The organism is Streptomyces toxytricini (assembly GCF_014649915.1).
GTDB lineage: Bacteria > Actinomycetota > Actinomycetes > Streptomycetales > Streptomycetaceae > Streptomyces > Streptomyces toxytricini.
Genome location: NZ_BMTY01000008.1, coordinates 253,791 through 278,374 on the forward strand (window position 1 = coordinate 253,791; position 24,584 = coordinate 278,374).

Annotated in this window: 21 protein-coding genes; 5 read left to right on the plus strand and 16 right to left on the minus strand. The window is 75.2% G+C overall.

The annotated features are described in order from the left end of the window. Nucleotides 1-32: 32 nt before the first annotated feature. The 5 genes from IE170_RS12775 to mmuM form a co-directional block, all read right to left on the minus strand. Nucleotides 33-1,259: an arginine deiminase gene (locus IE170_RS12775; RefSeq protein WP_189809446.1), complete on the minus strand. Its 1,227-nt coding sequence runs from the start codon at nucleotides 1,257-1,259 to the stop codon at nucleotides 33-35. Between the two features lie 123 nt (nucleotides 1,260-1,382). After that, nucleotides 1,383-1,883 (minus strand): hypothetical protein, encoded by a 501-nt coding sequence (locus IE170_RS12780; RefSeq protein ID WP_189809447.1) that lies wholly within the window; start codon nucleotides 1,881-1,883, stop codon nucleotides 1,383-1,385. 214 nt (nucleotides 1,884-2,097) lie between these two features. After that, nucleotides 2,098-4,698: a polynucleotide kinase-phosphatase gene (locus IE170_RS12785; protein WP_189809448.1), complete on the minus strand. Its 2,601-nt coding sequence runs from the start codon at nucleotides 4,696-4,698 to the stop codon at nucleotides 2,098-2,100. Continuing rightward, nucleotides 4,695-6,218, minus strand: a complete 1,524-nt coding sequence (locus tag IE170_RS12790) for a 3' terminal RNA ribose 2'-O-methyltransferase Hen1 (RefSeq protein ID WP_189809449.1) — start codon at nucleotides 6,216-6,218, stop codon at nucleotides 4,695-4,697. Before IE170_RS12790 ends, IE170_RS12785 begins: the two co-directional genes overlap by 4 nt. Nucleotides 6,219-6,256: 38 nt before the next feature. Further along, entirely contained in the window at nucleotides 6,257-7,204 is a 948-nt protein-coding gene (mmuM, locus tag IE170_RS12795; RefSeq protein ID WP_189809450.1) for a homocysteine S-methyltransferase, read from the minus strand. A gap of 229 nt (nucleotides 7,205-7,433) precedes the next feature. On the opposite strand from mmuM, the gene IE170_RS12800 reads away from it, so the two are divergent. Next, complete coding sequence (locus IE170_RS12800) at nucleotides 7,434-7,610, plus strand: hypothetical protein (RefSeq protein ID WP_189809493.1); 177 nt, start codon at nucleotides 7,434-7,436, stop codon at nucleotides 7,608-7,610. A gap of 36 nt (nucleotides 7,611-7,646) precedes the next feature. On the opposite strand, the gene coaD is transcribed toward IE170_RS12800, so the two are convergent. The 5 genes from coaD to IE170_RS12825 all read right to left on the minus strand — a co-directional run bounded on the left by coaD (nucleotide 7,647) and on the right by IE170_RS12825 (nucleotide 11,080). Beyond that, nucleotides 7,647-8,126, minus strand: a complete 480-nt coding sequence (gene coaD / locus IE170_RS12805) for a pantetheine-phosphate adenylyltransferase (RefSeq protein WP_189809451.1) — start codon at nucleotides 8,124-8,126, stop codon at nucleotides 7,647-7,649. A 145-nt stretch (nucleotides 8,127-8,271) separates the two neighbouring features. Further along, on the minus strand, nucleotides 8,272-8,745 hold the full coding sequence (locus tag IE170_RS12810) for a DUF6099 family protein (RefSeq protein ID WP_189809452.1): 474 nt from the start codon (nucleotides 8,743-8,745) through the stop codon (nucleotides 8,272-8,274). Nucleotides 8,746-8,868: 123 nt separating this feature from the next. Then, a complete protein-coding gene (locus tag IE170_RS12815; protein WP_189809453.1) occupies nucleotides 8,869-9,264 on the minus strand; it encodes a nucleotide pyrophosphohydrolase in 396 nt (131 codons plus the stop codon). Then, nucleotides 9,218-10,618 carry an AAA family ATPase gene (locus IE170_RS12820; protein WP_223856367.1) on the minus strand — a complete coding sequence of 467 codons (1,401 nt, stop codon included), beginning with the start codon at nucleotides 10,616-10,618 and terminating at the stop codon, nucleotides 9,218-9,220. Before IE170_RS12820 ends, IE170_RS12815 begins: the two co-directional genes overlap by 47 nt. 66 nt (nucleotides 10,619-10,684) lie before the next feature. Beyond that, nucleotides 10,685-11,080 (minus strand): cell division protein SepF, encoded by a 396-nt coding sequence (locus IE170_RS12825; RefSeq protein ID WP_125545981.1) that lies wholly within the window; start codon nucleotides 11,078-11,080, stop codon nucleotides 10,685-10,687. Between the two features lie 198 nt (nucleotides 11,081-11,278). Between IE170_RS12825 and IE170_RS12830 the strand changes: the two genes are divergently transcribed. Beyond that, nucleotides 11,279-11,995: a DUF2470 domain-containing protein gene (locus tag IE170_RS12830; RefSeq protein ID WP_189809454.1), complete on the plus strand. Its 717-nt coding sequence runs from the start codon at nucleotides 11,279-11,281 to the stop codon at nucleotides 11,993-11,995. Between the two features lie 39 nt (nucleotides 11,996-12,034). On the opposite strand, the gene IE170_RS12835 is transcribed toward IE170_RS12830, so the two are convergent. From IE170_RS12835 to IE170_RS12860, 6 genes are all read right to left on the minus strand, one after another. After that, entirely contained in the window at nucleotides 12,035-13,372 is a 1,338-nt protein-coding gene (locus IE170_RS12835; protein ID WP_189809455.1) for an LLM class flavin-dependent oxidoreductase, read from the minus strand. Between the two features lie 79 nt (nucleotides 13,373-13,451). After that, on the minus strand, nucleotides 13,452-14,465 hold the full coding sequence (locus IE170_RS12840) for an ABC transporter permease (RefSeq protein ID WP_308428386.1): 1,014 nt from the start codon (nucleotides 14,463-14,465) through the stop codon (nucleotides 13,452-13,454). Continuing rightward, nucleotides 14,462-15,280 (minus strand): ABC transporter ATP-binding protein, encoded by an 819-nt coding sequence (locus IE170_RS12845; protein WP_189809456.1) that lies wholly within the window; start codon nucleotides 15,278-15,280, stop codon nucleotides 14,462-14,464. The genes IE170_RS12840 and IE170_RS12845 overlap by 4 nt, the downstream gene beginning before the upstream one ends. Nucleotides 15,281-15,286: 6 nt before the next feature. Then, nucleotides 15,287-16,318 carry an ABC transporter substrate-binding protein gene (locus tag IE170_RS12850; RefSeq protein WP_189809457.1) on the minus strand — a complete coding sequence of 344 codons (1,032 nt, stop codon included), beginning with the start codon at nucleotides 16,316-16,318 and terminating at the stop codon, nucleotides 15,287-15,289. Nucleotides 16,319-16,361: 43 nt separating this feature from the next. Then, nucleotides 16,362-16,967, minus strand: a complete 606-nt coding sequence (gene ssuE / locus IE170_RS12855) for an NADPH-dependent FMN reductase (protein WP_189809458.1) — start codon at nucleotides 16,965-16,967, stop codon at nucleotides 16,362-16,364. Between the two features lie 57 nt (nucleotides 16,968-17,024). Further along, nucleotides 17,025-17,987, minus strand: a complete 963-nt coding sequence (locus tag IE170_RS12860; protein ID WP_189809459.1) for a TauD/TfdA dioxygenase family protein — start codon at nucleotides 17,985-17,987, stop codon at nucleotides 17,025-17,027. 936 nt (nucleotides 17,988-18,923) lie between these two features. Between IE170_RS12860 and IE170_RS12865 the strand changes: the two genes are divergently transcribed. From IE170_RS12865 to meaB, 3 genes are read left to right on the plus strand one after another with little or no spacing between them, the layout of a single operon-like run. Beyond that, a complete protein-coding gene (locus tag IE170_RS12865) occupies nucleotides 18,924-20,783 on the plus strand; it encodes a methylmalonyl-CoA mutase family protein (protein ID WP_189809460.1) in 1,860 nt (619 codons plus the stop codon). After that, nucleotides 20,780-22,990, plus strand: coding sequence for a methylmalonyl-CoA mutase (gene scpA, locus IE170_RS12870; RefSeq protein ID WP_189809461.1), 2,211 nt, complete (start codon nucleotides 20,780-20,782; stop codon nucleotides 22,988-22,990). Before IE170_RS12865 ends, scpA begins: the two co-directional genes overlap by 4 nt. A 14-nt stretch (nucleotides 22,991-23,004) precedes the next feature. After that, nucleotides 23,005-23,988 carry a methylmalonyl Co-A mutase-associated GTPase MeaB gene (meaB, locus tag IE170_RS12875; RefSeq protein ID WP_189809462.1) on the plus strand — a complete coding sequence of 328 codons (984 nt, stop codon included), beginning with the start codon at nucleotides 23,005-23,007 and terminating at the stop codon, nucleotides 23,986-23,988. Nucleotides 23,989-24,584 lie beyond the last annotated feature (596 nt).

The following is a 24,584-nucleotide window of genomic DNA, read 5'->3' on the forward strand; positions in this document are numbered from 1 at the left end:
CCAGGCTGCGCCGCCCGGCGCCCCGCCGCCCCTCAGACGGCGTCGCGTTCCACCGGACAGCTCATGCAGCGCGGCCCGCCCCGGCCCCGCCCCAGCTCGCTGCCGGGGATCTCGATGACCTCGATGCCCTCCTTGCGCAGGTGCGTGTTGGTCGTCACGTTCCGCTCGTAGGCGACGACCACGCCCGGCTCCACGGCGAGGACGTTGCAGCCGTCGTCCCACTGCTCGCGCTCCGCCGAGTGCACGTCCTGCCGGGCCGTCAGCACCCGGATGGCGTCCAGGCCGAGGGCCGCCGCGATGGCCCGGTGCATGTGCTCCGGCGCGTGGTCGGTCACCTTCAGCTCGTGCGCGCCGGCGCCCGGCTCGATGGTGTACGAGCGGAGCATGCCGAGGCCCGCGTACTGGGTGAAGGTGTCCCCGTCCACCATCGTCATCACCGTGTCCAGGTGCATGAACGCCCGCCGCTTCGGCATGTCGAGCGCCACGATGCTGGTCGCCGAGCCGGCGGCGAACAGGCCCCGCGCGAGCATCTCCACCGCCTGCGGGGTGGTCCGCTCGCTCATCCCGATCAGGACGGCGCCGTTGCCGAGGACGAGGACGTCCCCGCCCTCGATCGTCGACGGGTAGTCGGCCTGCCCCTGCGACCAGTAGTGGAAGGCGCCCGACGCCGTGAAAAGCGGGTGGTGCCTGTAGATCGCCTCGAAGTGGACCGTCTCGCGCTGCCGGGCCGGCCAGCGCATGGCGTTGATCGAGACGCCGTCGTAGATCCAGGCGGAGGTGTCCCGGGTGAAGAGGTGGTTCGGCAGCGGCCCGAGCAGGAAGTCGTCCAGGTCCATGGCGTGGAAGCGGACCGAGACGGGCTCGGCGTACCGCTCCAGGTACTCGCGCTTGGTCATCCCGCCGACCAGCGCCTCGGCGAGGTCCGCCGCCGGCAGCCCGTCGAAGACGGCGCGGAGGTGGTCGGTGGCGAGCGGGCCGTACTCCTTCTCGTCGAACACCCGGTCCAGGACGAGGTGCCTGGCCTCCGGGATGTCCACCGCCTCCCGGAGCAGGTCGCCGAACAGGTGGACCTCCACGCCGCGGTCCCGCAGGACGTCGGCGAAGCCGTCGTGCTCCTGCCGGGCCCTGCGCACCCACAGGACGTCGTCGAAGAGGAGCGCGTCCTTGTTGCTCGGCGTGAGCCGCTTCAGTTCCAGATCGGGCCGGTGGAGGATGACGCGGCGGAGCCGTCCGGTCTCGGAGTCGACATGGAATCCCATGGCGTACACGTTCGCAGACCGGACGGCTTTTTGATGCGGCGTTGGCGCAGGAGGTCCGGCGGACGGCCGGGACCCGCCCGGGCCGGGCGCCGGAGGCCGGGCCGGGCCGGGCGCCGGGCGTTCTCAGCCGAGGCCGAGGAGCGCCGAGGGGGCCCCGGTCAGCTCCGGGGTGGTCAGGCCGAGCTTCGGGGTGGTCAGGTCGGGGATGCCGAAGTTGCCTCCGTCGGGCATCGTCAGCGGCGCCCCGAGGACGACGCCCGGGGTGCGGGCGACCAGGTCGGTCGCCGGGGAGGTGACCGAGCCCTCGGAGTCGGTGGCGGGGTCGCCGAGCAGGTTCGGCACCGGCGTGCTGACGAGGGTGCGGCCGAGCTCCGTGCCGACGGGCAGGGACGGCACCACCGGGGTGGGCAGCAGGTCGCCCTTGTGGTGGCGGACCTCCGGCGCGCCGACGACCGGGACCGGGACCCCTGTGCCCACGCGCGGGGTGTCCACGCCCAGCGTGGTCTTCACGGCGTCCAGGGGCACGCTGACCGGAACCGAGTCGGCGGCGGCCGGGGCGGCGCCGCCGGCGGCCGCCATGCAGGTCATGAGCGCCGCAATGCTTCCGCGCGCGGTCATCTTCATAGGTGACGTTCCGTCCTTCCTGGTTCGCGGACACTCCGCTGCCCTGGATGAACGATCCCGCCGGCGCTTTCCCCGGCGTTGACCGGGAAAGTTCCCCCATACGACCTAATTCGGGGCCGTGCACGGGCGCCGCCTTTACGCGCCGCCCGCACACCGCCGGCGCGGCCGGCCCCCGGGCGGGGCCGGCCGGGGAGCCGTCAGAGCGGGGGAGGCGTCAGAGCCGGGGGTCGACCGGCTCCGACTCCAGGGCGAGCACCGCGAAGACCGCCTCGTGGACCCGCCACAGCGGCTCCCCCGCCGCCAGCCGGTCCAGGGCCTCCAGGCCGAGCGCGTACTCGCGCAGCGCCAGCGACCGCTTGTGGCCCAGCGCCCGCCCGCGCAGCCGGTCGAGCTGCTCCGGGCGCGCGTACTCCGGCCCGTAGACGATCCGCAGGTACTCGCGGCCGCGGACCTTGATGCCGGGCTGCACGAGCCGCCCCTTCCGGTCGCGGGCGTACGCCTGGAGCGGCTTGACGACCATGCCCTCGCCGCCGGCCTCCGTCAGCTCCCGCCACCAGTCGGTGCCCGCGCGGACGGAGTCCTCGTCGGCCGTGTCGACCAGGATCCGGCCGGTGCGGCGCAGCAGCCCCCCGCCGGCCGCCTCGTCGGCGGCGGCGAGCCGGTCCAGCCAGAACAGCTGCTCGTCGTGCGGGACGGCGGCCAGCGACCGGCCGGAGGCCGCGAGCAGCTGGAACGGCGCGAACCGCACCCCGTCGAGGCCTTCCGTCATCCAGCAGTACCGGCGGTAGGCCTCGGTGAAGCGGTCCGCGTCCTCGGCCCGCTCCCGCTGCCGGGCCAGCAGTGCGCCGGTGTCCACGCCGCGGGCCGCGGCGGCCTCCAGGGCCGCGATCGCCGCTGGGAACGCGGCGCGGGAGGCCGCGCCGACGGCCGCGTACTGCTCGCGCAGCAGGCCGCGCGACTTCAGCGACCAGGGCAGCAGCTCGCCGTCGAGCAGCAGCCAGTCCCCGTCCCCGGCGGAGGCCCGGCCGGGCGCCGCGAGCTCCTCCCAGAGCCCGGCGGCGGTGACCGCGTCCCGGATCCGGCCGAGGAACGCCTCGGTGACGGCCGGGTCCTGGAAGAAGGGCCTGCCGGTGCGCGTGTACACCGAGCCGGTGGCGGCGGAGTCGGTGCCGAAGCGCCGGCGGGCCGTCTCGGCGTCACGGCAGAGCAGGACGGTCGCGCGGGAGCCCATGTGCTTCTCCTCGCACACGACCTGGGCGATGCCGTCGGCCCGGTACTGGGCGAAGGCCTCCGCCGGGTGCTCCAGGTGGCCCTCCTCCTGCGAGGCGGCCGCCGGGGCCATCGTCGGCGGCAGGTACGGCACCAGCCGCGGGTCGACGGCGAAGCGGCTCATCACCTCCAGGGCCGCGGCGGCGTTCTCCTCGCGCACCGCGACGTTCCCGAGGTGGCGGGTCTCCACGACGCGCCGGCCGTGCACGTCGGCCAGGTCCAGCGGTCGGCCCTCGCGGCCGCCCGGCGCCTGCGCCGCGAGCGGCTTGACCGGCTCGTACCAGACCTTCTCGGCGGGGACGTCGACCAGTTCGCGCTCGGGCCAGCGCAGGGCCGTCAGCTTCCCGCCGAACACGGCTCCGGTGTCGAGGCAGATGGTGTTGTTGGTCCAGGACGCCTGCGGGACGGGCGTGTGGCCGTAGACGACAGCCGCCCGGCCCCGGTAGTCCTCGGCCCAGGGGTGGCGCACCGGCAGGCCGAACTCGTCGGTCTCGCCGGTGGTCTCCCCGTACAGGGCGTGCGAGCGGACCCGGCCGGAGGTGCGGCCGTGGTACTTCTCCGGCAGCCCGGCGTGGCAGACGACCAGCCTGCCGCCGTCCAGGACGTAGTGGCTGACCAGGCCCTCGATGAAGGAGCGGACCTCGGAGACGAACTCCTCCGGTTCACCGGCGAGCTGCTCGACGGTCTCGGCGAGGCCGTGCGTCAGCTGTACCTTCGAGCCCTTGAGGTGGCGGCCGAGCTTGTTCTCGTGGTTGCCCGGCACGCACAGGGCGCTGCCCGAGGCGACCATGCCCATGACGCGGCGCAGCACGCCGGGGCTGTCCGGGCCGCGGTCGACGAGGTCGCCGACGAAGACGGCGGTGCGGCCCTCGGGGTGGACGCCGTCGCGGTAGCCGAGCCGGTCCAGCAGGGTTTCGAGCTCGGAGGAGCAGCCGTGCACGTCGCCGATGACGTCGAAGGGGCCGGTGAGGTGGGTGAGGTCGTTGTAGCGCTTCTCGAGGACCACCTCGGCCGTCTCGGCCTCTTCGGCGGTGCGCAGGACGTGGACCTTCCGGAAGCCCTCGCGCTCCAGGTGGCGCAGGGAGCGGCGCAGTTCGCGGCGGTGGCGCTGGATGACGTGCCGCGGGAGCCCGGCCCGGTCGGGGCGGGCCGCGTTGCGCTGCGCGCAGACGTCCTCGGGCATGTCGAGGACGATCGCGACGGGCAGGACGTCGTGCTCGCGGGCGAGCCGGACCAGGGAGCGGCGGGCCTCCGGCTGGACGCTGGTGGCGTCGATGACGGTGAGCCGGCCGGCGGCGAGGCGCTTGCCGGCGATGTAGTGGAGGACGTCGAAGGCGTCCTTGCTCGCGCTCTGGTCGTTCTCGTCGTCGCTGACGAGGCCGCGGCAGAGGTCGGAGGAGATCACCTCGGTGGGCTTGAAGTGCGTGCGGGCGAAGGTGGACTTGCCCGATCCGGTGGCGCCGACGAGGACGACGAGGGACAGGTCGGGGACGGGGAGCACGCGGGGCGCGGCGGCTCCCGTCGCGGTGGCGGTGTCGGCGGTCATGCGGCCTCTCCCTCCTTCGGGGCGTCGGTGCGGGTGGCGGCGGTGGCGGGGCGGGTGGCGGTGGCGGGGTCGGGGTCGGGGTCGGCCAGGGTGAAGACGGCCATCTGGGTGGGCGGGCCGACCTCGGGGTCGTCGTCGCCGACGGGCGCGTAGGCGACGGTGTACCCGTGCCGGCCGGCGACGGCCCCGGCCCAGTCGCGGAACTCGGCCCGGGTCCACTCGAAGCGGTGGTCGGGGTGGCGGACCTGCCCGGCGGGCAGGGTCTCCCAGCGGACGTTGTACTCGGCGTTCGGGGTGGTGACGAGGACGGTGCGCGGGCGCGCCGAGCCGAACACCGCGTACTCCAGGGCGGGCAGCCGCGGCGGGTCGACGTGCTCGACGACCTCGCTGAGGACGGCCGCGTCGTAGCCGGCGAGCCGCTTGTCCGTGTACGTGAGGGAGCCCTGGATGAGGCGGACCCGGCCGGCCTGCAGCTCGCCCATGCGCTCCAGGCGCAGCCGCTTCGCGGCCACGGCGAGGGCCCGTACGGACACGTCGACGCCGACGACCTCCGTGAAGGAGGTGTCCTTCAGGAGCTGCTGCACCAGGGCCCCCTGTCCGCAGCCGAGGTCGAGGACGCGGGCGGCGCCGGCGGCGCGCAGCGCCGCGGTGACGGCCTCGCGGCGCAGCACGGCGAGCGGCAGCGGACGGTCGGCGGTGTCGGTGTCCTCGTCGACGGCGTTGTCGAGGTCCTCGGCCGGACTGCCGTCCGCCTCGGCGAGGCGGGCCAGCTCCAGGCGCTCCAGGGCGTCCCTGGTCAGCCGCTTGTGGCGGGCCAGGTAGCGGGAGGCGATCAGGCCGTGCTCCGGGTGCCCGGCGAGCCAGCCGTCGCCCGCGCGCAGCAGCTTGTCGACCTCGTCCGGGGCGACCCAGTAGTGCTTGGCGTCGTCGAGGACGGGCAGCAGCACGTACAGCTGCCGCAGCGCGTCGGTGAGCCGCAGCCGCCCCTCCAGGACGAGCCGCACGTAGCGGGAGTCCCCCCACTCCGGGAACCGCTCGTCGAGCGGGAGCGGCTCGGGCCGTACGAGGTCCCAGCCGAGGGGGCCGAACAGCCGGTGCACGAGCTCCGGCCCGCCGCGCGCGGGCAGGACGGGGATCTCGATCCGCAAGCCGCGCGGCTCGTCGACGAGGTCGGGGCGGGCGGCGCACCTGCCGTTCAGGGCGCTGCCGAAGACGCTGCGCAGCGCGACGGCGAGCAGTGAGGACGCGGCGTAGGGGCGGTCGTTGACGTACTGGGCGAGGGCGGTGTCGGGCGCTCCGCCCCGGCCCTTGCCCTGGCCGCGGCGGACGAGCGCGACGGGGTCCACCTCCAGCAGCAGGGCCGCCGTGCAGCGCTCCTCCCCGGCCTCGGGGTAGAAGACGTGGGCGGTGCCGTGGGAGGTGGTGAACGCCTGCGCCTTGCCGGGATGCTTGTGCAGCAGGAATCCCAGGTCGGTGGCGGGGCGCTCGGGGGTACCGGTGGTGGAGATCGTCAGGAACACGCTTCCGATTCTTGCCGCCGGGCCCGCCGGGCCGCCGCTCATTTTCCGGGGGCGGCCGTTCCGCGGGGGCGGTCCGGCGGGGCGGCCCGGACGTCGGACGCGAGGGCGGCGATGCGGCTGGGGCCGATCCGGCAGCAGCCGCCGACGAGGCGGGCGCCGGCGCGCAGCCAGGCCCCGGTCGGCCAAGGGGCGGAGGCGGCCGGATACGCCCAGGTCGCGGCGGCCGCGTCCCAGACGGAGCCGTCGTTCGGGTAGGCGAGCAGCGGTTTGCCGGTGGCGGAGGCGGCCTCCTCCAGGGCGGGCAGTACTTCCCGGGGGTCGCAGCAGTTCACGCCGACCGCGACGACCTGCGGGGACTCCTCGGCCAGCGCGAACGCCTCGGCCAGCCGCCCGCCGGCCCGGGTGCGGCCGCCGGCGACGGTGTACGACAGCCAGGCCCGGGCCCCGGTGTCGGCGAGGACCCCGAGCACGGCTTCGGCCTCGTCGGCGTCGGGGACGGTCTCGACGGCCAGCACGTCGGGCCCGGCGTCGAGGAGCGCCTCGATGCGGGGCCGGTGGAACGCCGCGAGCTCCCGCCTGCTCAGCCCGTACCGGCCGCGGTATTCGGAGCCGTCGGCGAGGACGGCGCCGTAGGGGCCGACGGAGGCGGCGACCCACACGCCGTGCCCGGCGGTGTCGGCGGCGCGGGCGGCGAGCCGGACGCTGCGGTGCAGCAGCCCGGTGGTCTCGGCGCGGCCGCGGCCGCGGGCGGCGAAGGCCTCGTAACCCACCTGGTAGCTCGCGGTGATCAGCACCTCGGCGCCGGCCTGCGCGTACGCGGTGTGCGCGGCCTGCACCTGGTCGGGCCGCTCGGCGAGAACCCGGCCGGTCCACAGGCCGCCGGACAGGTCGCAGCCCTGCTCGGCGAGCTGGTTGCCGAGCCCGCCGTCGAGTACGAGCGCCCGCGCGGCGAGCGCGTCGGCGAACGGCACGGTCGCCCGGGTCATGCCTCCCAGCCCCTCAGCGGATCCACACCTCCCATCCTGCACCTCCCCGCCCCCGCAGGGTGAATCTCCGTCAACCGGGAGCCGCCCCGGCCCGCGGCCAGTGACCGGCCGCCGACGGGGATCGTTTCCCCGGTCGGAGCCGGACCGCCCGGCCCGCGCGCCGACGGCCCTCCCGCCGGCGCGACCGCCGCCCCCTTCCCCCGAGGAAGGGCCGGCCGAGGAGGCCGCCGTGTCCCACGAGTCCGCACCCGAACAGCCCGGCCGGGACGACATGCCCCGCGACCCGGCCCCGGCCGATCCCCCGAAGGGCGTCCTCCAGCAGATGGAGGACCTGATGGCGGCCCTGAACGCAGACCTCTCCCGACTGGACGCCGAACTCCAGTCCCCCACGGACCGCAACCCGTAGCCCCCCACCGGCACGGGACGGACCCCGGGAAGCGGCTCAGGGGCCTTCCGTGCCGCCGTCGCCTGCCGGACGCAGCCCGCTCACGCCCTGCCGCGGGACTCGGCCCTGGGGGGCCGCCGTCATGGTGACCAGGGCGGAGGAGACGTGTGCCAAGGCGGGGTGCGCGGCGAGGAAGAGCGTTTCGACTCCCGCCAGTTCGTGGTTCATGCGGGCCATCGGCACCTCGTAGGCCAGGTCGGTGGCGCTGCGGACCCCGCGGACGACGACGTCGATTCCGAGGCGGCGGCAGTAGTCGACCAACAGGCCGCCGGTGTGGGAGTCGACCGTGACGTTGCCCAACCCGGCGGCCCCCGTCCGCAACCGCTCCAGCCGTTCCGGGATGGGGAAGCGGCCGTTCTCGGCCGGGTTGGCCATCACGCACACGACGACGGAGTCGAACAGCCCGGCAGCCCGCCGGAGTACGTCCAGGTGTCCTGGGGTGACCGGGTCGAAGGACCCCGGGAAGAGGGCTCGCATGCTCGGGGAGGGTAGCAGCGGCCGCCCCGCGCGATGGCGCGCCGGAGCAGCCCACCCCCCCTGCGGTCCCGGCTGTCGGCTCTGCCGCCCGCCCCGCGCCCGGACCCGGCCCGGCTGCGGGGCCGGACGGGGTGCCGGGTGCGCTTCAGGCCGCGCCGTGGTGGTGGGCCGTCAGGCGGCGGAGGAGTGCTCTGACCCGGTCGCTCGACTCGTCGGCCGCGTCGATCGACTCCATGCACTGCCAGTACAGCCCCTCGTCGTCCGTGCCGCAGGCCACCCCGACCAGGGCCATGCCGACCTCGCCGAGGAGGTCCTGGAGGCCGAGGAGGGAGCCCCGGACGTCGCTCACCACCGTCAGCTGGGCCGCGCGCGGCGGCTGGTCCGGTGCCGTGCGCTCACCGCGCAGGGCCGCTCTGTGGAACACCCCGCAGCCTCTGCCCCCCGCCTCGCCCAGGCCCCGCGCCTCCGATCTCAGTTCCCGCGGCCCGCTGACCGCGAGCCAGTGGCCCATGCCCTGGGCCAGGGCCTGGGCCTGCCAGGCCTCCCACACGATGTCCATCGCCGCCCCGCTGTGCGCCAGCGCGCGGCGGCCGGCCGCGATGAGCCGTACCGCATCCATATGCCGTCCCCCGTCCGCACGACATCCGCCGTTCTCACCACTACCCAGAGTGAGGGCAATGCGTCAGTAAAGCCAGGGGTATTCGGAAATCTCTGGACAGAGACAGGGTTGTGGACGACGCCCTCACTCCGAAGAGTGACGATGCGGGGTCGCAGGACCCGTCACCGGGAAGCGGAGCTCGTTCCTCTCGATCTTCGCGGCGAGCGCGTCCAGCACGTCCACCCCGAGGACCTCGCAGAACTGCAGCAGGTAGGCGAGCACGTCGGCGACCTCGTCGGCAACGCGGTGCGCGGTGTCCGGCTCTTCCATGACCCGCGCCGACTGCTCGGGCGTCAGCCACTGGAAGATCTCGACCAGTTCGGACGCCTCCACGCTCAGCGCGACGGCCAGGTTCTTCGGGGTGTGGTACGGCTCCCAGCCGCGGGCCGCCGCGAACTGCGCGAGGCGCTGCTGGAGTCGGTACAGGCGCTCGTCACCGGTCGTGCGCGGTCCGCTGTTCGTCTCGGGCGTGTCGGTCATGCCCCAGGTCTACCACCGCCGCCCCGGGGGCCTTGCGGGCGGCCGCCGCGGTGTCCTCCCCGACGGCCGCCAGGAGGCGGACGTGGCCGCGGCCGGCGGCGAGGAGGGCGAGGCGCAGCAGTTCGGCGTTCTGCCGCCGGTCCAGTCCGCGGTCGAAGCCGTCGGCGAGGACGGTGAGGGCCTGCCGGGCGGAGAGCAGTTCGGCGGCGGGGTCCATGGCGAGCACGCCGGGGCCGGTGAGCAGGACCAGGGCCAGGGCGAGGAAGCGGAGTTCGCCGGCGCCGAGCCGGCCGAGTTCGGTGGCGGGCCGCCCGGGCCCGCGGTCGAGGACGGCGGTGACGGGGCCGGGCTCGTCACGGGAGGTGAGGACGTCGAGGCCGTGGATGCGGCCCGCGCAGGCGGCCTGTGCGGCGCGGGCGAGCAGGGAGTGGCGGGTGGTGCACTCGTGGCGGGTGCGGCGCAGTACGTCGGCGAGGTTGGCGCAGTCGCGGAGCAGCCGGCCCTCGCCGTGCGGGGCGGGTCGGCGCATCCGGTGGGGCTCGGGGTCGCAGGCGAACGCGGAGCGGAGGGCGACGACGACCTGTTCGGCGGCGGCGAGGACCCGCCGCTGCCCGGGGGTGGCGCCGGCGACGCGCAGCGGGATGAGGGCGGTGCCGAGCCGGTCGTCGGGGAAGGGGGCGCGGGTGACGGCGGCGGTGCCGCCGGTCAGCCAGGCGGCCTGGACGCTGCGGCGGCCGGGGTCGCGCAGGGCGGTGCCGAGCAGGATCTCGCCGTCCGCGGTGAGGCGTTCGCCGACGATCCGCAAGGAGGGTTCGGCCTGCACGGCCAGGTCGAGGCGGACCGGGCCCGCGGGGCCGTCGACGGTGCAGCCGATCCGGAAGCCGCGGCGCCCCAGGGCGTCGGCGGGGGCCCGGTCGGGGACGAGGGCGGAGGGGTCGGGGAAGGCCTCGTCGAGGCCGGCGCCCGCGGCGAGGGCGGCGAGGGACTCATGGGCGGCGAGGACGTGGGACTTGCCGCTGCCGCTCGGCCCGGTGAGGAGGGTGACGGGGGCCAGGGGCAGGGCGAGGCCCCGGTGCGGTCCGAAGGCGGAGAGCCGCAGCTCGCCGACGACGGGCCGCACCGGACCGGCTCCCCCGGCGGCTCCGGTCGCGGCGGAGTCCCCGCTGCCCGGCGCCCCGTACCCGTACGGCGGGGCGGCCACGGCAGCGGCCGCGCCGGGCGCCGCCTGATGCCGCGCGGCCGCAGCGGCCGCGGCCGCCGGCCGCGGACCGGCGCGTCGGGTCAGACGGGACTGCTCGGGTACGGCGGGGCCGGGACGGGGCCGGGGCTCCGCCGTGTCCGGGGTGGCGTCCATGCGCCGGACGGTAGGCCCGCCGGGAACTCTCCCGGCACGCCGAACCGTTACCTCGGGGCGACCTTCCTACGATCGGGGGACGGCCGCGGCCGCGATCCCCTCGACCTCGGTGCCGACGGGCGCCAGCAGGAAGACGTTCCGGTCGACGCGGTGCATGCCGCTGCCGAGTCCGAAGACGACCCCGCTGCTGAAGTCCAGGATGCGCTTGGCCACTTCGGTGTCGGCGCCCGTCAGGTCGAGGAGGACGGGCACCTGCGCGATCAGGTACTCGGCCACCTCCCGCGCGTCGGCGAAGACCTGCACCCGGATCACGACGAAGCGCCGCTGTTCGGCGGCCGCGGCCCCGGAGGACGCGGGGATCGTGCGGTGGTCCACCCGTGAGGGCCACTCGTTGCGACTGCGCAGGGGAACCACCTGCGCGAGACCCTCCCACTGTTCGTCCGTGACGTCGTACCTGCTCACCGGGCCGCCTCGGCCGCGCGCTTCATGTGCATCCCCCCATCCTCCCTTGTTTCACCCGTTCAGCCCAACAACGACACGGCTGGCACGGGGGGCGCACGGAAACGCGGGCGTCTCGGCGGGGCGGGGTGTCCGCCCGACCGCCCATGGGTTAGGTTAGGCATGCCTAAGTTTGCAGTCCAGGACGATGGAGAGATCCGCATGCGCATGTCCGGTGCACCCGCCACCCCTGCCGCCGGCCGCCCCACCGGCGCCGAGCGCGTCCGCTCGATCCTGGCCGCCGCCCACTCGATGACCGTCGTCACGGACGGCGTCCACACCGAGGTGCGCCACCTCGACGGCACCGACCCGCTGGGCCGGCTGCACCTGCACCCCGCCGAGCCCGGCGGCGAGATGGAGGAACGCCCCTCGATCCGGCTGGAGTTCACCGACATCGCGCCCACCCCGGTCCGCGACCGGGTCCGCGCCCGCGTCACCATCACCGGACGCCTCCTCGCCCCGTACGGCGGCCAGGACGCCGAAACCCCCACCTGCGTCGAGTTCCTCCGGGCCGTCCTGGAGACCCCGGACGGCCGCCGCACCTCCATCGGCCTCGGCGAGCTGGAGGCGGCCTCCCCCGACCCCCTCGCCCCGTACGAGGCGGGGATGCTCACGCACTTCCTCGACGACCACTCCGAGCTCGTGACGCTCCTGCTGCGCCTGGTGTCCCCGCAGCCCACCGCCGGCCTCGTCCGCGCCCTGCCGCTGGCCATGGACCGCCACGGGATCACCCTCCGCCTGGAGGAGAGCCGCGGCCACCGCGACGTCACCCTGGCCTTCCCCTCCCCCCTGGACGACGTCGAGCAGTCCGGCGCGCAGATGCAGGCCCTCTTCAGCGCGGCCCGCCGCCGCTCGCACCGCAACACCCTGCCCGCCTGACGCCCCGGCGTACGGGGCCCCGGCGGGCGGGGCTCCGGCTCAGGCGGCCGCCCCCGCGTACCGGTTCGCCGGCCGCGGCAGCCCGTAGTGCTCGCGCAGCGTGCCGCCCTCGTACGCGGTGCGGAACAGGCCGCGCCGCTGGAGCTCCGGGACGACGTGGTCGACGAAGTCGGTGAGCCCGGTGGGCAGGACGGGCGCCATGATGTTGAACCCGTCGGCGGCGCCGCCGGTGAACCACTCCTCCAGCTGGTCGGCGATCTGCTCGGGCGTGCCGGCGTACACACGGTGGCCGCGGCCGGCTCCGAGGCGGGCGATCAGCTCCCGCAGCGTCAGGTCCTCGCGCCGGGCGAGCTCCGAGACGAGCGTGAAGCGGCTCTTGTTGCCGTTGATGTCCCGCTCCTCGGGCAGGTCGGGCAGCGGACCGTCGAGCGGCAGCCCGGCCAGGTCCACGCCGAGCATCCCGGACAGCTGCGCCAGCCCGTACTCGGGCACTTGGAGATCGGTCAGCTCCCGCTCCAGGGCCTTCGCCTCGGCCTCCGTCGAGCCGATGACGGGGGCGATGCCCGGCAGGACGACGATGTCGTCCCCGCTGCGGCCGTACCGGGCGGCGCGGGACTTCAGGTCCCGGTAGAAGGCCTGCGCGTCGGCGAGGGTCTGCTGGGCCGTGAAGACGGCCTCCGCGTACCGGGCCGCGAACTCCCGGCCGTCCTCCGAGGAGCCGGCCTGGACGAGGAGGGGGTGCCCCTGCGGGGGGCGGGGCACGTTGAGCGGGCCGGCGACGCCGAAGTGCTCGCCGCGGTGGGCGGCTGGGTGGATCCGGTCGGTGTCGGCGTAGACGCCGCGCTCCTTGTCGAGGACGACCGCGCCGTCCTCCCAGCTGTCCCACAGCCGGGTCGCGACCTCCAGGAACTCGGCGGCCCGCTCGTAGCGCAGCCGGTGCTCCAGGTGCTCCTCCCGGCCGAAGTTGCGGGCCTCGTCGGCCGTCCCGGAGGTGACGATGTTCCAGCCGGCCCGGCCGCCGCTGATGTGGTCGAGGGAGGCGAATTTGCGGGCCAGGTGGTACGGCTCGTTGAAGGTCGTGGACGCCGTCGCGATCAGCCCGATGCGCTGCGTCACGGCGGCCACCGCCGACAGCAGCGTCAGCGGCTCGAACCCGCCGAGGGCGTTGTGGCGCGCCTTGCCCCACAGGGCCAGGCCGTCCGCGAGGAAGACGGAGTCCAGCAGGCCCCGCTCCGCGGTGAGCGCCAGCTCCTGGAAGTAGCGCAGGTCGGTGACCCGTTCCGGGCTGCTTCCGGGGTGCCGCCACGCGGCGTCGTGGTGCCCGGCGTTCATGAGGAAGGCGTTGAGGTGGAGGGTCCGGCGTCGGGGTGCGGTCATGGCTGTTCCTCGGGGCGGTGGTGGGGCGCGGGGCCGGGACTGCGGTCCCGGCGGACGGTGGGAGGGCGGTGCGGTCGCGTCACGCGGCCGGGACGCGCCACAGGCTGAGGCGGCGTTCGGCGGTGACGAGGAGCTGGTTGAAGGCGACGCCGATCGCGGAGATCGTGACGATCCCGGCGTACATCTGCGGGATCGCGAAGTTGTACTGCGAGGCGTTGACGAGGTAGCCCAGACCGGCCTTGGCGCCGATCATCTCGGCGGCGACCAGGACGAGGATGGAGACGGCGCCGGCCAGCCGGATCCCGGTGAAGACGGCCGGGACGGAGGCGGGCAGGACCACCTTCCGGAAGAGCCGCGGCGTGGACAGGTCCATCGAGCGGGCCAGTTTGACCAGGGTCGGGTCGACGCTGCCGACGGCGCTGATCGTGTTCAGCAGGACCGGCCACAGGCAGGCGTACACGACGATCGACACCTTCGACGTCTCGCCGATGCCGAGCAGCAGGACGAACACCGGCAGCAGTGCCAGGGCGGCCGTGTTCCGGAACACCTCCAGCAGCGGGCCGAGCAGCGCCGCGACGGGCCGGTACCAGCCGATGAGCAGTCCGAGCGGCACGGCGACGGCGACGGCGATGCCGAAGCCGCCGAAGGACCGCAGCAGGCTGGCGCCCGCGTGCTCGCCGAGCTCTCCGTCCGCGGCGAGCTCCCACCAGGCGGCGGCGACCTCGCTGACGGGCGGGAGGAACGTCGGGTCCGCCAGCCCGGCCCGCGGCGCGGCCTCCCAGAGGGCGAGCAGCGCCAGCACGGCGGCGGACCGCAGCGCGGCGGCGCGCAGCCGCCGTGCGGCACGGGCCGCAGGGGAGGAAGGGCGCGCCGTAAGAGAGGCCGGGCGCGCCCGCGTACGGGACGGGACCGGCGGCGGGCTCCCGGACCCGGCGGCGGGCACGGCGGCGGAGGGCGCGGCCGGCGCCGGCGGAGCCGCCTGACCAGGGGCGGCGGGCGCCGGCGGTGCGGCCGAGTCGGCCGCACCGGCCGGCGTCGGCGCGGTCTGCGGGCGCGCGGCGGGATGCGTACGGGCGGTTCCGGTGGCGGTCATGCTGCTGCCTCTTCCTTCTCCAGTCGGCGGGCGCGCGCCACCTCGTCGTGGAGCAGCGTCCAGATGTCGTGGCGGTACCGGGCGAACTCGGGGCTGGAGCGGACGTCCTCGCCGTGCGCCCCGCTCTCCCGCGGGCCGAGCCGGACGGGCACGACCTCCTTGACCCGCCCGGGCCGGGAGGTCAGGACGGCGACCCGCTCCCCCAGGTAGACGGCCTCCTCGATGCCGTGCGTGATGAAGACGACCGTCTTGCCGGTGCGCTGCCAGATCCGCCGCAGCTCGTCCTGGAGGGATTCGCGGGTCTGCGCGTCCAGGGCGGCGAACGGCTCGTCCATCAGCAGGACGTCGGGGTCGTACGCGAGGGAGCGGGCGATGGCGACGCGCTGCCGCATCCCGCCGGACAGCTCGTGCGGGTGCCGGTCCTCGAAGCCGGCCAGGCCGACGAGGTCCAGGAACTCCCTGGCCCGCCCGGCCCGTTCGCGGCGCGGCACCCCGGTCGCCTCCAGCCCGAACTCGACGTTGCCGAGGGCGGTCCGCCACGGCAGGAGCGCGTACTGCTGGAAGACGATGCCGCGGTCCGGACCGGGCCGGGTGACGGGGGCGCCGTCGAGGAGGATCTCGCCGGAGGTCGGCCGGGTCAGGCCGGCGAGGAGGTCGAGCAGTGTGGACTTGCCGCAGCCGCTGGGGCCGACGACGACGAGGAACTCCCCCGCCGCTATGTCCAGGTCGATGCCGTCGAGGGCGGTGAAGGCGCCCCCGTCGCGGTCCTTCACCGGGAACGCCTTGGACACCGAACGGAATTCGATCTTCGCCATGGCGGGTCAGCCCTTCCCCAGGTCGTTGAACTCGTTGGTGTAGAGGTCCGAGGGGGCCAGCCGGCCCGGCTTGACCTCGCCGCGCTCGGCGAGCCAGTCCACCCAGAGCCGGAACTCCTCCTCCTGGATGCGGCCGCCCGCCGCGCCCACCCCGTACGAGCGCCAGTACTTGAGGGCGGAGGCGTCCTCGTTGCGGCCGCGCTTGGCGACGATCTCCGTCATGCGGGCGACGACCTCGTCCCGCGGGGTCGTCCGCGACCATTCGATGGCCCGGGCGACGCCGGTGGTGAAGGTCCGGACGGTGTCCGGGTTCTCACCGATGAACCGCTTCGTCATCACGTACGTGCCGGCGCTGAAGCGGCCCATCAGGTCGAAGTCGCTGAACAGGGGGCGGATCCCGCCGGCCGCGACGGCCTTGTCGCGCAGGATGCCGCCGAGCACGCCCACGTCGATCTGCTTCTGCCGCAGCGCCTGCTCGGTGCTGACGGGCGGCACCACCAGCGACTCGACCTTCGCCGCCTCGGCCTTCGGGATGTTGTTGCGGCCCAGGTAGATGTCGAGGAGGGCCTGGGCGTGCGCGCCGAGGGTGTTCATGCCGACCTTGCGGCCGGGCAGGTCGCGGGCCGTGCGGATCGGGCTGTCCTGAAGGACGTAGTAGCCGTTGTACGCGTGCTCGTCGACGCCGTAGTAGGAGATGACGGCCGTGACGGGCGCCTTGCTCGCGGCGAGCTTCACGACGGCGCCGTTGAACGCGCCGCCGAAGTGGGTCTGGCCGGTGGCGGCGGACTGGATGTCCTGCGGGCCGCTGATGGTGTTGCCGACCCATTCGAGCCGCAGACCGCCGAGGAGGCCGAGGTCGGCGGCGAGTTCGGGGAGCGTGACCGCGCCGGCGCTGCCCTGGTACTTGAGGGTGGTGACCTGCCCGGCCGGGCGGCGGGCGCCGCCGCCCGCGGTGGCCGTGCCGCAGCCGACGGCGGCCGCCGAGATGCCGAGCAGGGCGAGGAACTGTCGTCGGGAGGCGGTCGGGGCTGCGGGCATGGCGGTTCCTTGTCGGGGGCGGGGCGGCGGACGGGGCGGGGCCTCAGGGGGCGGGGGCGAGCGCCGCCGCGGCGGCGAGGGCGGCCGCGGGGGCGAGGGCGGCCGCGGGGGCGGGCACGGCGGCGGCGCGCACGGCCGCGGCGAACTCGTCGACCGCGTGGTACAGGTCGAGCTCCGTCTCCGGGCGCAGCCGGTCCGGTCCCGCCCCGCGCTCCACGGCGGAGTCCGGGACGAACCGGCCGGCCGTGACGTGGCGGGCACCGAGGGCGGTCAGCACCGGCCGCAGGGCGTAGTCGAGGCTCAGGACGTGGGCGAGGCTGCCGCCGGTGGCCACCGGCAGCACCGTCTTGCCGGCCAGCCCGTCCTGCGGGAGCAGGTCGAGGAAGGCCTTGAGCAGGCCGGTGTACGCCGCCTTGTAGACCGGGGTCGCGACGACGACGCCGTCGGCCGCGGCGACCGCCTCCAGGGCGCGGCGCAGCTCCGGCACGTCGCGGCGGGCGGCGAGGAGGTCGGCCGCGGGGAGCTCGCGCACGGCGAGGTGGGCCGTGTCGAAGCCGGCGTGGGAGAGGCGGCGCAGGACGTGCTCGGCGACGACGGCGGTGCGGGAATGCGGGGAGGGGCTGCCGGTGAGGGCGAGCAGGGTGGGCACGGTGACTCCTCGGGGTGCGGGCGGGGCGGGGGTGTGCGGCGGGCCGGTGGGCCGGTGTCAGGCGGTGGCGGCGGGTTCTGCGGCGGACGCCCCGGAGGGGATCCCGAACGGGGGCGCGGGCACGGCCTCCGGGCTCAGCAGGCGGGACGGCGTCCCGTCGGGCCCGACGGGCACGTCGCCGTCGACGGTGACCCGGCGCAGCACGCGCTCGTGGTCGTCGGAGTCGTCGACGCCGTAGTGCTGCGTCGCCCGGTTGTCCCAGATGGCGACGTCGCCGGCGCGCCAGTGCCGGCGGACGGTGTTCTCCGGGCGCTCGACGTACGCCTGGAAGAGGTCGATCAGGGCCCGCGAGTCCCTGCCCGTCAGACCGGCGATCCGCTGGACGAAATTGCCGAGGAGCAGGGTCCGCTCGCCCGTTTCGGGGTGGACGCGGACGACGGGGTGCTCTGTGAGGAAGGAGGTGGAGGTGAAGACCTCGCGGTAGGCGGCGAGTGCGTCCGGGACGTCGCCGGGGCGCAGGGCGGCGTAGTCGTACTCGTTGGTGTGGAGGGCGCGCAGGCCGTCGGCGAGCGCCTGGAGCGGTGCCGGCAGGTCGGCGTACGCGGCCGCGGTGTTGGCCCACAGGGTGTCCCCGCCGTACGGGGGGACGGTGACGGCGCGCAGGACGGAGAAGGCCGGGTAGGCGGGGACGAACGTGACGTCCGTGTGCCACTGGTTGGCGCGGGCGCCGTGGCGGGAGTCGATGCCGAGGGCGTAGCGGCCGTCGGCGGACGGCACGGTGGGGTGCGCGACGGGGGTGCCGAGCAGTGCGGCGAAGGCCTCGTGGCCGGCCTCGTCGAGGTGGTCCTGGCCGCGGAAGAAGACGACCTTGTGGGCGAGCAGCGCGGAGCGGATCGCGGCGACGGCGGCGGGGTCGAGGTCTCCGCCGAGGCGCACGCCGCCGATCTCGGCGCCGATGCGGCCGCCGATCCGGGTGACGGTGACGGCGGGGGCCTCGGCGGTGGTGACGGTGGAAGACATGGGCAACTCCTCGTTCGGTGATGCGTACGGCGTACGGACGGGGCCGCGCCGGGCGGTCCGGGTCATGGCGGACCGCGGGACGGCGCGGCGAGGGCGCGGTGGTGGAGCACACGGGTCCGGGCATGCGGAGCCGGCAGTACGGGAAAAGGGACGCGGACCCGAAGGGCCGCCCGGGACACGGACGGGCCGGCCGGCGCGACGGCCGGGCCGGACGACGCAGGGCGGACGGCTGCGGCCGCGGCCGGCCCCGGCCGGGGTGCGCGGCCGGGAGCCGTCGGCTCGGGCCGGACCGCGGGCCGCGGCGGGACCGGGGTCAGCCGGCCCGGCGCGGGGCCGGACCGCCGGAGGCGGCGGGAGGCGGGCCGGGGCGGGTCAGGCGGCGCGGGCGGCCGGACAGCGGCCCGGACACCGGCCCGGCGCGGTACAGGAGCCGGGGGCGAGGAGCCGCGGGAGGGTGATCTCGTTCGCGGTCATGGCAGGGAGACTGACAGCGGCCGCGGCACCGGTCAACCCCGGCCCAGATGGCCGGACCCGGCCGCTCCCGGCACTCCACGCGACTCCGGGAAACTGGGCCTGACCTGCGACTTCATGGTCCTCGACCAAGCTGCTGCACCCCGCCCGGAGGGCCCGCCCCGCTGTCCGGATTTCATCCCTCGGCAATGCGCCCGCCACGCCGCCGCGACCCGCGGCAACACCCGGCCCGCGCACTCCGCGCCGCCGGCCGGTCCGACACGCCCGCCGGGTCCGCCGTCCGGGCGATCCGTCGCGCCCGGCCGCACGGGGCGTACAGGACAAGCCGGCCAGGGCGCGCCGGGCACCGGCGCGGGGTTCCGGTTCTGCCCGCTCTTCCGTGCTCCCTACCCCCTCACATGAGAGGGGGAGATCACATCCAGTGCTTATGGTCGTCCCCACCGTGACCCCCCTAGCATTCGAGCCATGACGGTCCTGCCTGATGACGGGCTCTCCCTGGCCGCCGAGTTCCCTGACGCGACGCATGAGCAGTGGCAGCGCCTGGTAGAAGGCGTACTGCGCAAGTCCGGCAAGGACGTATCCGGCGGAGCCGCGGAAGACGCGTTGTCCACCCAGCTCGAGGACGGGCTCCTCACCCGCCCGCTGTACACCACGCCCGACACCCCCGCGGACACCGGTTTCCCCGGTTTCGCCCCCTTCGTACGGGGCGGCACCCCCGCGGGCGGTTCCGCCTCCGGCTGGGACGTGCGGCAGCGGCACCTCGGCACCGACCCCGCGCAGGTGAACGAGGCCGTCCTCGCCGACCTGGAGAACGGCGTCACCTCGCTGTGGCTGTGCCTCGGCGGGGGCGGCGTCCCCGTCGACGCGCTCGGCCGCGTCCTCGACGGCGTGTACCTCGACCTCGCCCCCGTCTCCCTCGACGCGGGCGCCGACTTCGAGGCGGCCGCCCGCGCCCTGCTCGCCCTGTACGCCGAGCGCGGCATCGCCCCGGACGCCGCCCGCGGCTGCCTCGGCGCCGACCCGCTCGGCCACGAGGCCCGTACCGGGGAGGCCGCCGACCTCGGCGCCGCCGTCGCCCTCGCCCGGGAGACGGCCGCCGGTTGGCCCGGACTGCGCGCCCTCGCCGTCGACGCCCTGCCTTACCACGAGGCGGGCGGCTCGGCCGCGCAGGAGCTCGGCCTGTCCCTCGCCGCCGGCACCGCCTACCTGCGGGCGCTGACCGCGGGCGGGCTCGGCGTCGAAGCGGCCCTCGGACAGCTGGAGTTCCGGTACGCGGCGACCGCCGACCAGTTCCTCACCATCGCGAAGTTCCGCGCGGCCCGCCGCCTGTGGGCCCGCGTCGCCGAGGCGTGCGGCGCCCCGCACGCCGGCGCGCAGCGCCAGCACGCCGTGACATCGCCCGTCATGATGACCCGCCGCGACCCGTGGGTGAACATGCTGCGCACCACCGTCGCCTGCATGGCGGCGGGCGTCGGGGGCGCGGACGCCGTCACCGTGCTGCCGTTCGACCACGAGCTGGGCCTGCCCGACGCGTTCGCGCGCCGCATCGCCCGCAACACCTCCTCCGTCCTCCTGGAGGAGTCGCACCTGGCACGGGTCGTCGACCCGGCCGGCGGCTCCTACTACGTGGAGCGGCTCACCGACGAACTCGCCGACGCGGCCTGGGAGTTCTTCCAGACCGTCGAGACGGCGGGCGGCCTCGCCGCGGCCCTGCGCTCCGGCCTGGTCGCCAACCGGCTGGCCGCCACCTGGGCCGAGCGCTCCGCGAAGCTCGCCAGGCGGCGCGAGCCGATCACCGGCGTCAGCGAGTTCCCGCTGCTGTCCGAGCAGCTGCCCGAGCGGCCCCCCGCCCCCGCGGCGCCCTCCGGCGGCCTGCCCCGCGTACGGCGCGACGAGGCGTACGAGGCGCTGCGCGCCCGCAGCGACCGGCACCTCGCCGCGACGGGCGCCCGGCCGCGGATCTTCCTCGCCGCCCTCGGCCCCGCCGCCGCGCACACCGCGCGCGCCACCTTCGCCGCGAACCTGTTCCAGGCCGGCGGCATCCAGCCGGTCCACGAGCCGGTGTCGGTGGACGCGTCGACCGCCGCCGCGGCGTACGCCGCGAGCGGCGCCGACGGCACGGCCGTGCTGTGCTCCAGCGACGCGCTGTACGAGGAGCAGGCCGAGGCGGTGGCCGCGGCCCTGCGCTCGGCCGGCGCGACGACCATCTACCTGGCGGGCAGGCCCGGCACCGCGGCCGGCGCCGCCGACGACCACGTCCACGCCGGCTGCGACGCGGTCGCGGTGCTGACCGGCGCCCTCGACCGGATGGGAGTGGCCCCGTGAGCGGCACCGAGATCCCCGACTTCTCCGCACTGCCCCTGCGCGGCGGCGCCCCGTCCGCCGGGTCCGAGGACCAGTGGCGCAGCGCGGTGAAGGAGGCGACCGGCAGCGACACCGGCGACCTGCTGTGGGAGACCCCGGAGGGCATCGGCGTGCAGCCGCTGTACACCGGGCGCGACCTGGAGGGCCTGGACTTCCTCGCGACGTACCCGGGCGCGGCGCCGTTCCTGCGCGGCCCCTACCCCACCATGTACGTCAACCAGCCGTGGACGATCCGCCAGTACGCGGGCTTCTCCACCGCCGAGGAGTCGAACGCCTTCTACCGGCGCAACCTCGCGGCCGGCCAGAAGGGCCTGTCCGTCGCCTTCGACCTGCCGACGCACCGCGGCTACGACAGCGACCACCCGCGCGTCACCGGCGACGTCGGCATGGCGGGCGTCGCGATCGACTCGATCTACGACATGCGGCAGCTGTTCGACGGGATCCCGCTGGACCGGATGTCGGTGTCGATGACGATGAACGGGGCGGTGCTGCCCGTCCTCGCCCTGTACATCGTGGCGGCGGAGGAGCAGGGCGTCTCGCCCGACAAGCTCGCCGGGACCATCCAGAACGACATCCTCAAGGAGTTCATGGTCCGCAACACCTACATCTATCCGCCGAAGCCGTCGATGCGGATCATCTCGGACATCTTCTCGTTCACCTCGCAGAAGATGCCGCGGTACAACTCCATCTCGATCTCCGGGTACCACATCCAGGAGGCGGGGGCGACGGCCGACCTGGAGCTCGCGTACACCCTTGCGGACGGGGTGGAATACCTGCGGGCCGGGCAGGGCGCCGGGCTCGACGTCGACGCGTTCGCGCCGCGCCTGTCGTTCTTCTGGGCGATCGGCATGAACTTCTTCATGGAGGTCGCGAAGCTGCGCGCCGCCCGCCTGCTGTGGGCGAAGCTGGTGAAGCAGTTCGACCCGAAGAACGCCAAGTCCCTCTCCCTGCGCACCCATTCGCAGACCTCGGGCTGGTCGCTGACCGCGCAGGACGTCTTCAACAACGTCACCCGCACCTGCATCGAGGCGATGGCGGCCACGCAGGGCCACACCCAGTCCCTGCACACCAACGCCCTCGACGAGGCGCTCGCCCTGCCGACGGACTTCTCGGCGCGCATCGCCCGCAACACCCAGCTGCTGCTCCAGCAGGAGTCGGGGACCTGCCGCACCATCGACCCGTGGGGCGGCAGCGCGTACGTCGAGAAGCTGACGTACGACCTGGCGCGCCGGGCCTGGCAGCACATCCAGGAGGTCGAGGCGGCCGGCGGCATGGCTCAGGCCATCGACGCGGGCATCCCGAAGCTGCGCGTCGAGGAGGCCGCGGCCCGCACGCAGGCCCGTATCGACTCCGGGCGGCAGCCGGTGATCGGCGTCAACAAGTACCGCGTCGACAGCGACGAGCAGATCGAGGTCCTCAAGGTCGACAACTCGGCGGTGCGGGCGCAGCAGATCGACAAGCTGCGGCGGCTGCGCGAGGAGCGCGACGAGGCCCGCACCCAGGACGCGCTGCGCGCCCTGACGAACGCCGCCGAGCGGGGCGCGGGGCAGGGCCTGGAGGGCAACCTCCTCGCGCTCGCCGTCGACGCGGCGCGCGCGAAGGCGACGGTGGGCGAGATCTCGGACGCCCTGGAGAAGGTGTACGGGCGGCACGCCGGGCAGATCCGTACGATCTCCGGTGTGTACCGCAGCGAAGCAGGGGAGTCCCCGTCCGTGGAGCGGACCCGTGCGCTCGTCGACCGGTTCGAGGAGGCGGAGGGCCGCCGTCCGCGCGTGCTGGTCGCCAAGATGGGCCAGGACGGGCACGACCGCGGCCAGAAGGTCATCGCGTCGGCCTTCGCCGACCTGGGCTTCGACGTCGACGTCGGCCCGCTGTTCCAGACCCCGGCGGAGGTGGCCCGCCAGGCCGTCGAGGCGGACGTGCACGTCGTGGGCGTGTCGTCGCTGGCGGCCGGCCACCTGACCCTCGTCCCGGCGCTGCGCGAGCAGCTCGCGGAGGAGGGGCGCGAGGACATCATGATCGTGGTGGGCGGGGTGATCCCGCCGGCCGACGTGCCGACCCTGCTGGAGATGGGCGCGGCCGCGGTGTTCCCGCCGGGCACGGTCATCCCGGACGCGGCCCACGACCTGGTCACGCGGCTCGCCGCGGACCTGGGCCACGAGCTGTAGGCGGGGGCCGGCCGGTGCCGAAGATCGACATCGAGGCGTACGCGAAGGGCGTCCTCGACGGGAAGCGCGCGCTCGTCGCGCGCGCGATCACCCTCGTCGAGTCGACGCTGCCCGCGCACCGCGCGCTGGCGCAGACCCTGCTGACGGAGCTGCTGCCGCACGCGGGGCGGGCCCGGCGCATCGGGATCAGCGGCGTCCCGGGCGTCGGGAAGTCCACGTTCATCGACGCGTTCGGCACGATGCTGACGGGGCTGGGGCACCGGGTCGCCGTCCTCGCGGTGGACCCGTCGTCCAAGCGGACGGGCGGGTCCATCCTCGGCGACAAGACGCGGATGGAACGGCTGTCGGTCGACCCGAACGCGTTCGTACGGCCCTCCCCGTCGGCGGGCACGCTCGGCGGGGTCGCCAAGGCCACCCGCGAATCGATGATCGTGATGGAGGCGGCGGGCTACGACGTCGTCCTCGTCGAGACGGTGGGCGTCGGCCAGTCCGAGACGACCGTCGCCGGAATGGTCGACTCCTTCCTGCTGCTGTCGCTGGCGCGCACCGGCGACCAGCTGCAGGGCATCAAGAAGGGCGTCCTGGAACTGGCCGACGTCCTGGCCGTGAACAAGGCCGACGGGCCGCACGAACGCGACGCACGCGCCGCCGCCCGCGAACTGTCCGGCGCGCTGCGGCTGATGCACCCCGCGGACGCGGCGTGGACGCCGCCCGTACTGACGTGCAGTGCGCGGGAGTCCACCGGGCTCGACGAGGTCTGGAACCGGCTGGAGCAGCACCGGCGGCTGCTGGAGGCGGGGGGCCGGCTGGCCGCGAAGCGGGCCGCGCAGCAGGTCGAGTGGACGTGGTCGATGGTCCGGGAGGAACTCCTGGACCGCCTCCGCGCCCACCCGGCGGTACGGGACCTGGCCCCGGCGCTGGAGTCCCGCGTGCGGGCGGGCACCCTGACGCCGACGCTGGCGGCGGACGACATCCTGAGGGCGTTCACGGGGGCGTAGCGGGCTGCCGTAGCCGGCGACGCGGCCACCGCTGCGCGGGGCCTCTCCCCCACCCCGCCCCTTCCCGAAACCGGGGACTCCGCCACGGCCCCCTCCGGCACTGCGCGCCTACCGCGCTCAGACGCCGCCCAGGCTCAACGGCGCCGCCGAGGCGGACCCCCGGGCAGCACCCACCGAAACCGGGCCGCTCCGCGCCCCTCGCGCTCAAACGCCGCGCGGGCTGAACAAGCTGCTGCGCAGCTTCCGGCAGCACCAGCCGTCGGGACGCCGGCACATCAGCCCGGCCGCCGTTGAGGCACCGGGACAGGGCGCAAAGCCCCCGAAGCGCCCCACGAGCCCCAGGTGCCGCTCCGCGCAGGAAATCCAGCCCCGCCGACACTTGAGGCGCCAAGGCGCGGGGGCAGAGCCCCCAAACCACACCGCGGCCTCAACTGCCGCTCCCCGGCGGGCAATCCAGCCCCGCCGGCGATTGAGGCGCGGGGGCACGGGGACAGAGCCCCCGAAACAGCGCCGCGGGCGCGCGCACTTCGCACCACCGCCGACCCGCCGCCGCACCACCGCCCCGCACACTCCAGCCCCGCCGGCGATTGAGGCCC